6 protein-coding genes are annotated in these 12652 nt (G+C 60.2%); 2 read left to right on the top strand and 4 right to left on the bottom strand.

Annotated elements, in window-relative coordinates; genetic code table 11:
- Positions 1 to 42: 42 nt before the first annotated feature.
- Both xdhB and xdhC read left to right on the top strand, forming a co-directional pair.
- Positions 43 to 2442 (top strand): xanthine dehydrogenase molybdopterin binding subunit, encoded by a 2400-nt coding sequence (gene xdhB / locus J2Y56_RS27020; RefSeq protein ID WP_310353824.1) that lies wholly within the window; start codon positions 43 to 45, stop codon positions 2440 to 2442.
- A gap of 136 nt (positions 2443 to 2578) precedes the next feature.
- Positions 2579 to 3436: a xanthine dehydrogenase accessory protein XdhC gene (gene xdhC / locus J2Y56_RS27015; protein WP_310353822.1), complete on the top strand. Its 858-nt coding sequence runs from the start codon at positions 2579 to 2581 to the stop codon at positions 3434 to 3436.
- A 684-nt stretch (positions 3437 to 4120) separates the two neighbouring features.
- Here the strand turns inward: xdhC and J2Y56_RS27010 are convergent.
- From J2Y56_RS27010 to J2Y56_RS26995, 4 genes are read right to left on the bottom strand one after another with little or no spacing between them, the layout of a single operon-like run.
- Positions 4121 to 4480, bottom strand: coding sequence for a hypothetical protein (locus J2Y56_RS27010; protein ID WP_065834042.1), 360 nt, complete (start codon positions 4478 to 4480; stop codon positions 4121 to 4123).
- 10 nt (positions 4481 to 4490) lie between these two features.
- The gene (locus J2Y56_RS27005; protein ID WP_310353816.1) at positions 4491 to 7715 is read right to left on the bottom strand and encodes a DUF6519 domain-containing protein; all 3225 of its coding nucleotides are present in this window, start codon (positions 7713 to 7715) and stop codon (positions 4491 to 4493) included.
- A 27-nt stretch (positions 7716 to 7742) separates the two neighbouring features.
- Positions 7743 to 10019 carry a hypothetical protein gene (locus tag J2Y56_RS27000; RefSeq protein ID WP_310353813.1) on the bottom strand — a complete coding sequence of 759 codons (2277 nt, stop codon included), beginning with the start codon at positions 10017 to 10019 and terminating at the stop codon, positions 7743 to 7745.
- On the bottom strand, positions 10016 to 12652 hold the full coding sequence (locus tag J2Y56_RS26995) for a putative baseplate assembly protein (protein ID WP_310353811.1): 2637 nt from the start codon (positions 12650 to 12652) through the stop codon (positions 10016 to 10018). Before J2Y56_RS26995 ends, J2Y56_RS27000 begins: the two co-directional genes overlap by 4 nt.

Raw genomic sequence — 12652 nt, 5'->3', positions numbered from 1 at the left:
TCGAACTGCAAACACCGCACATCGAGACTCGGGTGACCGCTTATGTCTAATCATCACGCTGTAGAGAAGACCCAAGCCGAACTGGCTGAACTGTTTGCCAAGGACCTGACCACCGGTGTCGGCCGCAGCGTCAAGCACGACAGCGCCGCCAAACACGTGTCCGGTGAAGCGCAGTACATCGATGACCGCCTGGAGTTTCCGAACCAGCTGCACGTTTACGCACGCCTGTCGGACCGCGCCCACGCGAAAATCATCAGCATCGACACCAAGCCCTGCTACGCCTTCGAAGGCGTGCGCATCGCCATTACCCATGAAGATGTGCCGGGCCTGAAAGACATCGGCGCACTGCTCCCGGGCGACCCGCTGCTGGCCATCGATGACGTGCAGTTCGTCGGTCAGCCGGTGCTCGCCGTTGCAGCAAAAGACCTCGAAACCGCACGCAAGGCCGCCATGGCCGCGATCATCGAATACGAAGATCTGGAACCGGTGCTGGACGTGGTCGAAGCCCTGCGCAAACGCCACTTCGTACTCGACAGCCATACCCATCAGCGCGGCGATTCTGCCGGGGCTTTGGCAACGGCCGAACATCGCATCCAGGGCACGCTGCACATCGGCGGCCAGGAACACTTCTACCTCGAAACCCAGATCTCGTCGGTGATGCCAACTGAAGACGGCGGGATGATTGTCTACTGCTCGACGCAGAACCCGACCGAAGTGCAGAAGCTTGTCGCCGAAGTGCTCGACGTATCGATGAACAAGATCGTGATCGACATACGCCGCATGGGCGGTGGTTTCGGCGGCAAGGAAACCCAAGCCGCGAGCCCGGCGTGCCTGTGCGCGGTGATCGCGCACCTCACCGGTCAGCCGACCAAGATGCGCCTGCCGCGCGTTGAAGACATGCTGATGACCGGCAAGCGGCACCCGTTTTACGTCGAGTACGACGTCGGTTTCGACAGCCGCGGGCGCCTGCATGGCATCAACCTGGAACTGGCGGGCAACTGCGGCTGTTCGCCGGACCTGTCGGCGGCGATTGTCGACCGTGCAATGTTCCACGCCGACAACTCGTACTACCTGGGCGATGCGACCATCAACGGTCATCGCTGCAAAACCAACACCGCGTCGAACACCGCTTACCGGGGTTTCGGTGGCCCGCAAGGCATGGTCGCGATTGAAGAAGTGATGGACGCGATTGCCCGCCATCTGGCCCTCGATCCACTGGCCGTGCGCAAGGCCAACTACTACGGCAAGACCGAGCGCAACGTCACGCATTACTACCAGACCGTCGAGCACAACATGCTCGAAGAAATGACCGCCGAACTGGAAGAAAGCAGCCAGTACTTTGAGCGCCGCGAAGCGATTCGTCGCTACAACGCCAACAGCCCGATCCTGAAAAAAGGCCTGGCGCTGACCCCGGTGAAATTCGGTATTTCCTTCACCGCCATCTTCCTCAACCAGGCCGGCGCGCTGATCCACGTCTACACCGACGGCAGCATCCACCTGAACCACGGCGGTACCGAAATGGGCCAGGGTTTGAACACCAAAGTCGCGCAAATCGTGGCCGAAGTGTTCCAGGTCGAAATGGACCGCGTGCAGATCACTGCGACCAACACCGACAAGGTGCCGAACACTTCGCCAACGGCGGCGTCAAGCGGTGCCGACCTGAACGGTAAAGCGGCGCAGAACGCGGCTGAAACCATCAAGAAACGCCTGGTCGAATTCGCCGCGCGGCACTACAAGGTCAGCGAAGAAGACGTGGAATTCCACAACGGTCACGTACGGGTTCGCGATCACATCCTGACCTTCGAAGCGCTGATCCAGCAGGCCTATTTCGCCCAGGTGTCGCTGTCGAGCACCGGGTTCTACAAGACCCCGAAAATCTACTACGACCGAAGCCAGGCCCGTGGTCGCCCGTTCTATTACTACGCCTTTGGCGCAGCGTGCTGCGAGGTGATCGTCGACACCCTGACTGGCGAGTACAAGATGCTGCGCACCGACATCCTCCACGACGTTGGCGCCTCGCTGAACCCGGCCATTGACATCGGTCAGATCGAGGGTGGATTCATCCAGGGCATGGGCTGGCTGACCATGGAAGAACTGGTGTGGAACAACAAGGGCAAACTGATGACCAACGGCCCGGCCAGCTACAAGATCCCGACCGTGGCGGACATGCCGCTGGACCTGCGGGTGAAGCTGGTGGAAAACCGCAAGAACCCGGAAGACACGGTGTTCCATTCCAAGGCCGTGGGTGAGCCGCCGTTCATGCTGGGCATTGCGTCGTGGTGTGCGATCAAGGACGCCGTGGCGAGTCTCGGTGACTACAAGCACCAACCGAAAATCGACGCACCGGCGACGCCGGAGCGGGTGTTGTGGGGCTGTGAGCAGATGCGGCAGTTGAAGTCGGCGAAGGCTGTCGAAGCTGAAACCGAGCTGGCTTCGCTTTAGACCGAGGCGCGGCCATCGCGGGCAAGCCCGGCTCCTACAGGATTTGTGCTGATTGATGGACCTGTACAAATCAAATGTGGGAGCTGGCTTGCCAGCGATGAGGCCCGAACAGACAACAGAGATGTTGAGGTGAAACATGTACAACTGGATCGACGCCCTCGCCGACCTGCAATCCCAGGGTGAACCCTGCGTGTTGGTCACCATCATCGAAGAGCTCGGCTCGACGCCGCGCAATGCCGGTTCGAAGATGGTCATCAGCGCCAACCAGTCCTTCGACACCATCGGTGGCGGGCATCTGGAATACAAGGCCATGCAGATCGCCCGCGACATGCTCGCCAGCGGTAAACAGGACACGCACCTGGAGCGCTTCAGCCTCGGCGCCAGCCTCGGCCAGTGCTGCGGCGGCGTGACCGTTTTGCTGTTCGAACCGATGGGCCAGGTCCAGGCGCAGATCGCCGTGTTCGGCGCCGGCCATGTCGGCCGCGCATTGGTGCCGCTGCTCGCCAGCCTGCCTTGTCGTGTACGCTGGATCGATTCACGGGAAGATGAATTCCCTGAACAGATTCCCCACGGCGTACGCAAGATTGTCAGTGAAGAACCTGTGGATGAAATCGACGACCTGCCCGCTGGCAGCTACTGCATCGTCATGACTCACAATCACCAGCTCGACCTCGAACTCACCGCCGCGATCCTCAAGCGCAACGACTTCGCCTACTTCGGCCTGATCGGTTCGAAGACCAAACGGGTGAAGTTCGAACACCGCCTGCGCGACCGCGGATTCGACAACAGCGTCGTGCAACGCATGCGCTGCCCGATGGGCATCGGCGAAGTCAAAGGCAAGTTGCCTGTGGAAATAGCCATCTCAATCGCCGGCGAAATCATCGCCACCTATAACGCGAATTTCGGCCAGCACAGCGCCAGCGCCGAACCGATTGCCAGACTTCTGCCCGTGTCCCGCCGCAACCAGGCCGCCAACTTGAAGGCCTCGAACTGAGAATGACCATACCAGTGATGGTCCCGGTTTTGATCTTTTGGTCCATGGTTCAAGTCCGGTAGGCGCCACCAATAAAATCAACAAACTAGGTCAATCATTGCGATTGGCCTTTTTTGTTTTTGGGCGTAAGTATCCAGGCTACAAAGCCCAGCTTAGTAGCCAGGTTTGATGGTTTTTCGCGATCAAATCAGCACTAAGGCCCGACGCATTGACCGCTCAGTATCTGCTTATCGGTCGTGACAGACCGCTTTTAGCCGATTTCTGCCCGTCATGAAGGCAGAAATCGACTCTTAGCTGCAGGTCAGCAGAGGCAGAAACCGACCCAGGCTGTGTGAAACGCCAGTGATTGTCTAACCTCTGATCGTCGAGATCGTAGCGGCGCGATTCAAACGCGGTCCAAACGGCATTACGAACGTCTATGTAGGCTGACTAACGTAATTCGCGCTTCCGCCTGCTTATTCCACAGGCAATCCTCGCGACTCTCAGTTTTCGACGTATTTAGCGCGTTTTCACACAGCCTGGACCCCAAGCGGACACTCGCGAGCGGGCGAAAACCGGTCGACTCTATTGAAAAAGGCAGTATCAGCCGCGAATCAGGATCGCCCCTGGAGGTACTTGCTAATCCAGCTTCTGACAACCCCCCTCTTGGCGTTGGGGGGACGTCGATCGGCTACGCAATTCTGATCAACCGTCATTGTTTTTTCCCGGCCCTCCTTTCCTTTTCCCCTTGGCACGAGACCTTTCGGATGGTTCGGACGATGTCCGCAGAGTTCCGGGCTCAAGTGTTCTCCTAGCGGTTTCGATTTTCTCGCTCAGTTGTGACAATTCGGTGGACAGCATTTCGATCTCGGAATCGATCTGACGTGCATGTTCCGCCTTCATCTTCTGCAGGGTTTCGATTCGCTGCTGGAGGCGACCCATGCGCGCCTCCTGCGAGGCAATCGGCCAGTTCAACATGCTCGGGGAAACATTGCGTTTGTTGATGAGCGCCGTGGCCTCGGCGAGGAGCTTGTCCTGTCGCGCGATCAGTTTTTCGATATCCATCGATCTCTCCTCAGGCTTTCAGGTTGTAATTAAACTCGGGATTCGGAAACCACGAGGCGCTGTTGAGCCGGTCCCATGTTGGGCCATGCGAGATGTTGCCGATGAACGGGCCGGGCATGCCGTGCAGGTCATAGGAGCGGAAGTCGGGGGTGGCCGCCTTCACCTGGTTTCCAGAGACGGTGCAGAGCCTGCCCGCCATCGACACTGTTGCTGCGCGTTGGTCGTTGAAGGGTAGGCTGAAATGCGAGCAGTAATTGCCGCTGAACATCACCCGCTCGAACCGTGCCTTCACGTTCGCAAATACTGTTTGCCGCAACTCGACGAGAGCGGTCGCTCCGGTGCCGATGAACTTGTTGTTCGTAATCTGCACCGGGAACCCGAACACGGTAGAGCCTGCGGGCAGTTTGATCTCATATTCGATCATGCCCTGCAGCAGCAGCGCGCGGTCCTCATTCGTCGGCGGGCGAGAGCCTGGTCGTGAGTAGGTGACGAGATTACTGTCTATCCTGCATTCCAGCACGGTGAAGCCCGTGATGCCGAAGGCGAGCGGGGAGATGCCACCTCCGGTAGCCGCCACACCTGTGTCCATAACTTCATTGCCCTGGACGTTCAACTCACCAAAGATCGCGATGGCGGCGATCCCCAGAGCGAGACCGGTACGCGTACCGCAACGGATCACTCGATTGGACGTGATGTCACAGCGCTCTGTCGATTGAAAAACCAGAAGGCCCAGGCGTTCGAGATCTGTCAGGTGATTGCCGTGCAGGGTCGGGGCGGCCTCTTCATGCATGAAAATACCGACTTGTCCTGCCTCGATCCGATTATCGCGGATGAGATTGCGTGCACCCTGTGTGGCAAAAATCCCGATCATCGCCTGGTAGACGATGTTCTCGCTGATCAGCGTGTCGGCGACCTGAACGAGTGTGGTCGCAAAACCGAAGCGCACGCTTCCCTGTCCCATGACATTGCCTCGAATGGCGCTTCGCACGGCACCGATCATGAGGATGCCGTGTTGGCCGCCTTCAATAATGTTGTCGGCGACGATCATGCGCTCCAGCGGCAGCACGGCGCCGGCCGGGCCAATGTTGCCCACCACGATTGCCAGCGCGATGTCGGGAGCTTCCCGGCGGCACACCACGATGTTCCCCATCGCAGTTGATCCGTTGCCGCACAGGCGGATGGCAGTGAGATTGGACCCGTCGTGCACCAGTTGGTTGTTGCTCACGATAGTCTGCGGGCTCGCGACATCAATGCCAAACGAGCGGTCGGGAAACTTGTTCTCGGCCAGTTCAATGCGATTGCCCGCGATACGCGAGAAGTTGGCCCGTGACACCGGCATGTCGTTTGGCTGGTCGTTGATGAGGATACCGTTCACTGCATTGACGATCGTGTTGTTCTCGGCTGTGACGGAGCCGCGCATCGTGCGGGCCATGATGCCAACGGTGGTCTTGCGGTTCGTGTCCGGGTCTGGCAAGGTAATTTCACAGTCAGTCACCACGACATCGCGTGAGCCTTCGTCGAACCAGACGCCGATGGCAGCCTTATCGAATATACAAGCCGACACCGTTATGTTGGCTGCATCGAAGGCCAATATTCCCACACTGCCAGGACGAGCGAACGTCTCCAGTCTGCATTCGTCAATGATCAAATCTTCTGTTCCCTTAATCACAATGATCGGGTCGGAAGATGCTTCGCCCTGTCGCAAGACGAGCGTGTGAATGTGAACGTGGTTGGCGCCGGAAACAACAATGACGCCGGTTCCGCGCCGGTTGAAGACCATCGCGCCCATGCTCTCTCCGTGCAGGCAGAGATTGTCGCGCTGCAGGATCAGAGGGCGGTCGATCGGATGCAACCCTGCCTTCAGGCATACGCAACCTCCAACCTTCGGCAACTTGTCGATGGCTGCCTGAATGTCCTCTCCAGGCCGCACCACGAAGGTACAGCATCCGGCATCATCGATTTGGATGGGTCGACAGTCAGTGGGTGCACCATTGGCCGGTATTGCGGCGAGTTGAAGATATTGGTGATGGATGCCGCGGGGCGGTGCCGCATTGAGCGGTTCAACCCAGGCATTCGCCGTTCTCGCCGCGAAGACCCAGTAGTCGCCGACCTTGAACTGACCGCCAGCGGTAGCGGTGGTAAAACTGACCTGCACGCCGTCTTCAAGATCGATGGGGCCTGCCGCCGTTGCCATTAGGCCGTCACCGTTGATTACGTTCAGCGGTGCGCTTTCATCCCATCGCTGCAAGCGCGTGTTGCGCGCAACGACATCAACCGCCGTTGCCCCGAACGCACGTCCCGCTGTCGGTACGGCACGATCCAGCACGATTATCCGCTTTGCCTCGTCGATATCGATCACGCGCGCCATCTGGCCCGCTTCACCCCAGAGTTCACGATGGTCGTCGGTCAGTGTCACCCAGTCATTGATGCGCAACCGCAGGCGCGCGTCGCGTCCGACTCGGTTCACCGAGAGGCGCGTCTGTCCGCCGGCGACCGCGATGCTCGTCACGCGGGAGGCGATGGAGCCATTGTCGCGTGACCACTTGAAGAGCGCGGTTCCCAAGGGGCCAGGCGTCTGGATTTCAACCCGATAGAGCCGATTTTCGATACCCCGATAGCCAGCGTTGAGCGGCAGGATGCAGGGATCATCCGGCGCGGGCGGCGCCACAGCGGAGGTGGTGAGCCGGCCGGCGGAGGGCGCAAACAAGGCGTTGAGATCAACGCCGCATACCGCCGGAGCCCCGGGCTGTTTGTAAAGCTTGACCTGCCAGACCTGCTGGATGCGCGTGGTGGTATCGACGCCACCCAGAGCGGTATCCAGCAGCTTCAGTTCTTCCACCCACGTGACTTCGCGCTCCCAAAGATCGAGATAGACCAGCGTGTCGATGGTCGGATCTGGCGCGGGTGGATCGGGAAGAAAGGGCTGCTTGAGGTAGGTAACGCCTTCATTGGAAAAGATCTCGGCAAGCCTGCCGTCAACATAAATCCTGCCGTCTTGAATGGAGAGGTCGGCGGGTGGTCCGGCAATGGCACCGATCAGGAAGGCATCGGGCGTTGTCAGCGTCGGAAGCCATGCCGGACCGCCGCTATCGAGACCCAGCAGGCGGGTGCGCTCGCGCAGTACATCTGAATGCTCGTTCCAGTCGGAATCCAGTTGCACGCGGCCTTGTTGCACACGTACTGAAGCGAAGCGGCGTAACGGGTCGAATGTGAAGCGCGAATAGTCGCCGGACATTGTTTTGTTCCTCTACGCGTCATTCGTTCAATTGGCGTGGATCAGGGCGGCCGAGAGGCCAAAGGGCAGATATTCGTCGAGGCGCAGCTTCAGGTTGGCGGCCCGCTGGGGTTGCTTGAGATGGCACCACACGCCCATCTCGGCCCCATCCTCGGAGCCTGTTCCGATTTCAATCGGGCCGTTGTCGCTGAGTTGCAGGTAAGCGGGCTGGCCATAGGCTTCGGACACATATTCGGGCGCCACCCGCTGCGCGACCTGCTGTCGCAACAGTGCTAGTTCGGCGGGCGTCAATGGACCTGCTGCATCAACGGCCTTTCGTATCGCCAGACTGGGCTGGCAGCGGTAGCGGCGTGGCGCGCGTGCGTTGTCCTGCACGTAGCTGAAGCGTAGGCAACCGACCTGCTGTCGCAACACCGTCAATGAACCGTCAAAAATACTCTCGCTCGCGAGATCGATCTGGCGAAACCGCATGGCACCGCGCAGCGTCGAGCGCTCAATGCGCGATGCGGGACCGAAACTGTTGGCCGCTGGCCCGGCAACGGCAGCGATATCGAGCCCATCAACGATGCAATCGAGCAGCACCAACGCTTGCGCGTGCTCCGGCAGGCGGAGCGGTCCCATGACGCAAAAGGCGGCTTCCACGCGCAGTTTCCTATTCGCCGGACTGCCATCGGGGCGCGTCATGGCGGCAAGGATGCTGGGTTGGGTGGGCTGTGCGGGAGGCGGCGCAACGGCAGGGTCCGGTACGGCGATGCTTTCGCCCGGAACAAGCGTTGAATGGATCAGTCGCAGTGCACCCAGTGAGCCGGTGATTTCGACTCGCCCTTCTATCAGCAGTCCGCCCAGCGTCACGGTGGAACTGTCGTGATCGCCGGAGATGGTCAGTGGGTCGGGAAGCAGCAGATGCGGGCATTTGCTGTCGCTGGCTTCAATCGCGATAAAGCGCTTGTCGAAAGGATCGATGGCAATCGCCTCCTTGTAGGTGCGGTTATCGCGGATCTGGATGATGCAGTTCGGTTTACCGAGTGCCACCCACTGCGCCAGCGCCCCGTTAATCGTGTTGAAAGTTCCCGGATTACCCGAGTTGTCGACTGGCAGCATCTGTGTACCGGCGGGCGCGTTGATCTGCCATGCGCGCCGCCGATAGGGCCCGCCACCAAGATCGCCAGGGAAACCGTGGTGGTACCAGACGGTCACGGGACCGGCGGCCGCGGCTACAGGCCCAAGTGCAATGCGGCCAGTGGCTGTATCTACTGACACAATATTCGTGGCAGGTTGCGACCACGCATCCAGGTTGCGGCACCGAATGCGCGAGAGTGGCACAGGCTGGCCGCCGATGAAGATCATCATCGCTCTGTCTTCGGCCAGCACCATGGCCGGGAATGGGTCGAAGAGGCCGTAATATTGTGAAAAATCGGGGATCACTGGCTGGCTGAGGCTCTGCGAGAGATCCTCGAAAAACGTGGCATGGCTGATCGCTTGCGGCACGTGATGGCGGGCGCTAAGCCCGGTCTCATCGTCTTCCCGCCGTCCTGCGGAGAACAAGGGAGCGTCTTGGCCAAGAGGACTGAAACGCCAGCGGAAGTCGCCTGCCGCCCCTTGCTGGCGCGCGTCGATCTGCTCGAAACGGTGCGCCTTTAGACGCCAGAGAAAGAAGCCGATTTTGCGGGTGCCGTACCAGCCCTCATCGGGTGCAATCGCGCGAACGTCCACCGTGCGGCAGGTTTCATCGAAAGCGCCTTCCAGGGTGTCTAACCGCACGACCGAACGAAGATCAGGGGTTTCCAGGGCCTGCATACGGATGTGATTGCGGATCCACTGACTCCATCGCAGGCGCTGGAAGAACTCGACGCCATGAGCGGGCCATCCGGTCACGTCACGCGCCATTTCCTCCAGCATCGGCAATGTGCCTTTGCGGCGGCGGTAATAGATCGTCTTCGCAACATCGGCCCGATTGCCCAGGCCTATGTTGGGTCGCAGCGAGGGCCCGTTCAGGTCCGAAAAGATCTCGGCGGCACTGTCGCCGCCACGAATCCGGCTCTCGTCGAACAACGGCGTCATTGCGACGAGATCGCCGATGTAGGGAATTGCCCAAGGCTCGCATGTCTCGATGAATGCGTTGTTCAGGAGTTGCTCGATGTCGCCATCAAGCGCTTCGGCCTGCATTTCGATTACGCTCAGAAAGGCTTGCAGTGGGCCCGGCGGATCATCCGGGTGCAGCCGTTCCAATCCATCCAGCTCGCGCAGATAAGCCGGGAGGAGGTTGAACAACCTGTCGCGCTTCTCTCTGGAATAGGCCGTCATAGCGTCTCCACTACATGCAGAGTGAGATCGGTGTCGGGTGCCTCGATAAAGGCTTGCTCGGCGGGAAGCGCCAGTGCATCGGGATCGAGTGCCAGACCCGCAAGCGCTGCTGGGTCAAGCATGGCCACAGGCGGGCGCGGCCGAGCTTCGAACAGGCGGATATGCGGCTGCACCGGTGCGCCGGTGAGACCCCGACGGGACAACCATGCGGCAGTCCAACCCGCAAAACCCTTGATCTGAAAAAGGTCCACATCAACCGCCGCGACGCCCCGGGCGCCCTGAAGCACGGCGATAATTTGGCTGAGATGGAGAGGGCGCCCCATCGGTTGCCGCTCGAACCGCATGAAGTCTGATAACGCCGTGCGGGCTGCATGCTGCACCGAGTCCTTCTCGAACACGGGATCACGCAGGATGCGCGCGGTGACCACAATCGGTACGCGCCACAAATTCCCGATTATCAGCAGATGGTTCGGATCGCGCGAGTGGGTGAGTGAACTGTGCAGAGCGGCGAGGGCGTCGGGCGATAGGCGTTGGCCGTTACCACCCGAGACCGTGAGCTGGATCGCCTGCTCCAGCCCTATCCAGGTCCAGGTCGCCTTTGCCGCGGCCGCCATGCCTGTCTGGCGCGCGACATCCGCAAAATCTGATAGCGCTATGGCACGGCCAAATGTGCGGACAGTTACAGGTGCCGCCTCGCGCGCATGATCGAGTGTTTCGGGATCAACTCCGCCCTCCGTGGGCAGTGGATTGGAAACGCCGCGAACGCCAACCGGACGCTCAAGAAGCGTTGAAAGCTGCCCGGCAGCCAATCGTCCTTGCAGACCTATTCCCGTCCGATAGCGCGCGACCACATTGCTTGCACCACTCGGTAACCTCGCACCCGTGAGGCCATCTCCGAACGAGACGATGCTGTTGCCCGCATCATCGTCTCGCAGCGTGTAGACGTGGTCGTTCGGTCCGCGGCCATAAAACGATGGGGCCTCGCTCCAGAGTTCGCCGTTCACGCGAACCGCCAGCTCGGCGCGTGGCGTCAACCCCACACTACCGGGCAGGCGCGTCATAGCCTTGCGCTGCAACTTGAAGCGCTGGAACAGGGCGGACGCATCCCCGTGGCCCAGCGCTTCGTCACGCTGCGTCTCTCCGTGGCTTGCAGGTGCAACATTGCCATTCATGCGTGGGGATATCATCGGAGTGCCGATGGGGGGATCAAAGCCGATAGTAATGTGTGAAATGCCGTCGCCCACGGACGGTGATTGCGTGACGGTCGCGATGCTTGCGACGTACCGCCGCGTGCTTTGAGCAATTGCAATAGGCTGCTTCTTGGTGAGCAGGCGGGCATCGTTGACGTGATCGCTGCGGATCCAGGCGGTGCCACCTGAAAAGCTCGCCGGGTAGAGGTAGGCGCGCGGGGCGATCTGAGGGCGAACGACTTCGTAAATCTGCGTCTGACGGCGGTCAGCTATGGCGGGCAGTCCGGTGCCGCCGAGGTGATTCAGGACATCGTCGCTGCCAATCGTGACTTGTGCGAGTGAAATCCAGGTAACGGTGTCGGACATGGGACCGAGGGTGACCGTGCTGTGGAGGACAGTACCGACAAGCGCGAAGACATAACGGCCAGCACCCGACCCAAGATCGACGAGCAGCAGGGTGCCCGGATTCAGGTCATCGATACGCGCGTCGAGCGGATAGAAGGTCTGGCTTGCCGCAATACTGGCGGAATAGTCCACGCCGAGGGTCTTCATGGTCCAGCGCTTCGCGACGGGGGTCGCCGGGTTCATGTCATAGAAGGAATAGCTCGGTGGCACATTGTGGCCAAAGAAGCGCAGCGCGCGCTTGGTCTTGAACCCGATCGAGCCACTGCCTGCAATGGCGAACGGGGTGGTAAAAGTCACATATTCACCATCCGATGCGGTCTCGACGTTATGCACACTGGTCACTTGCAGTTCGTTGTTCCCGACGATGGCGATGGTGTCATTTCGCAGCAATATTTCGGGTCGCTGCAGGATCGGAATACGCGAAAGGCCTTGCTGGAATGGCACCACGGCCTGCGGCTGACCATAAAGCGGGACATCGTTCAGCCGGGCGTCGGCGCTCACGGAGCCGATAGTCTCGAATGTCTGTGCCACTTCGTCCTGACCTGGGACGCTCATGACTTTCAGGCCGGAATGGATGACGGTCGTGGCGCCGGGATCAAGGGTGAACGCAAGTGATGTGGTGGCCGCTAGCCCCGGGGCAACGCGGTATCCAATCAAACGGGCCAGACGGAGCACCGAGTCCCGCTCGCGCGCCGTGCGCATGAAGATTTCGTTGGCGTAGCGCTCGCTATAGAAGCTCAGCACATCCGAGACGGCGGCAAAAAGATCGATGCACATGATTGCATGATCGGTGTCGTCGCGTGTCGTGAGCCTGGCAAGCGCGTTGCACACCTGCAGAGGCCACAGCGTGTCATCGGGATCTAGCGGATTGGGCGGGCCTGACGCCATGGCCTCTATCATGGCCTGACGGAAGGTAGCGTAGCTTCCAGTTCGCCATGCAATCGTGCTCAGACCCGGTCGGTTGAAAATGGATGCGGGAGCAGCGGGTTCATGCGGCTCGCAGCACAGGCAGAACCGGGTATCGGGAGTCATGGTCAT

Source organism: Pseudomonas sp. BE134 (assembly GCF_031456105.1).
Classification (GTDB): Bacteria; Pseudomonadota; Gammaproteobacteria; order Pseudomonadales; family Pseudomonadaceae; genus Aquipseudomonas.
Note: the sequence above shows the minus strand (reverse complement) of the source record. Positions and strands in the feature narration are given on the sequence as shown.

Bases quoted from the DNA above. Each gene is read 5' to 3' on its own strand.
- xdhB (WP_310353824.1), top strand. From the start codon at position 43: ATGTCTAATCATCACGCTGTAGAGAAGACCCAAGCCGAACTGGCTGAA.
- xdhC (WP_310353822.1), top strand. From the start codon at position 2,579: ATGTACAACTGGATCGACGCCCTCGCCGACCTGCAATCCCAGGGTGAA.
- J2Y56_RS27010 (WP_065834042.1), bottom strand. From the start codon at position 4,480: ATGGATATCGAAAAACTGATCGCGCGACAGGACAAGCTCCTCGCCGAG.
- J2Y56_RS27005 (WP_310353816.1), bottom strand. From the start codon at position 7,715: ATGTCCGGCGACTATTCGCGCTTCACATTCGACCCGTTACGCCGCTTC.
- J2Y56_RS27000 (WP_310353813.1), bottom strand. From the start codon at position 10,019: ATGACGGCCTATTCCAGAGAGAAGCGCGACAGGTTGTTCAACCTCCTC.
- J2Y56_RS26995 (WP_310353811.1), bottom strand. From the start codon at position 12,652: ATGACCATGACTCCCGATACCCGGTTCTGCCTGTGCTGCGAGCCGCAT.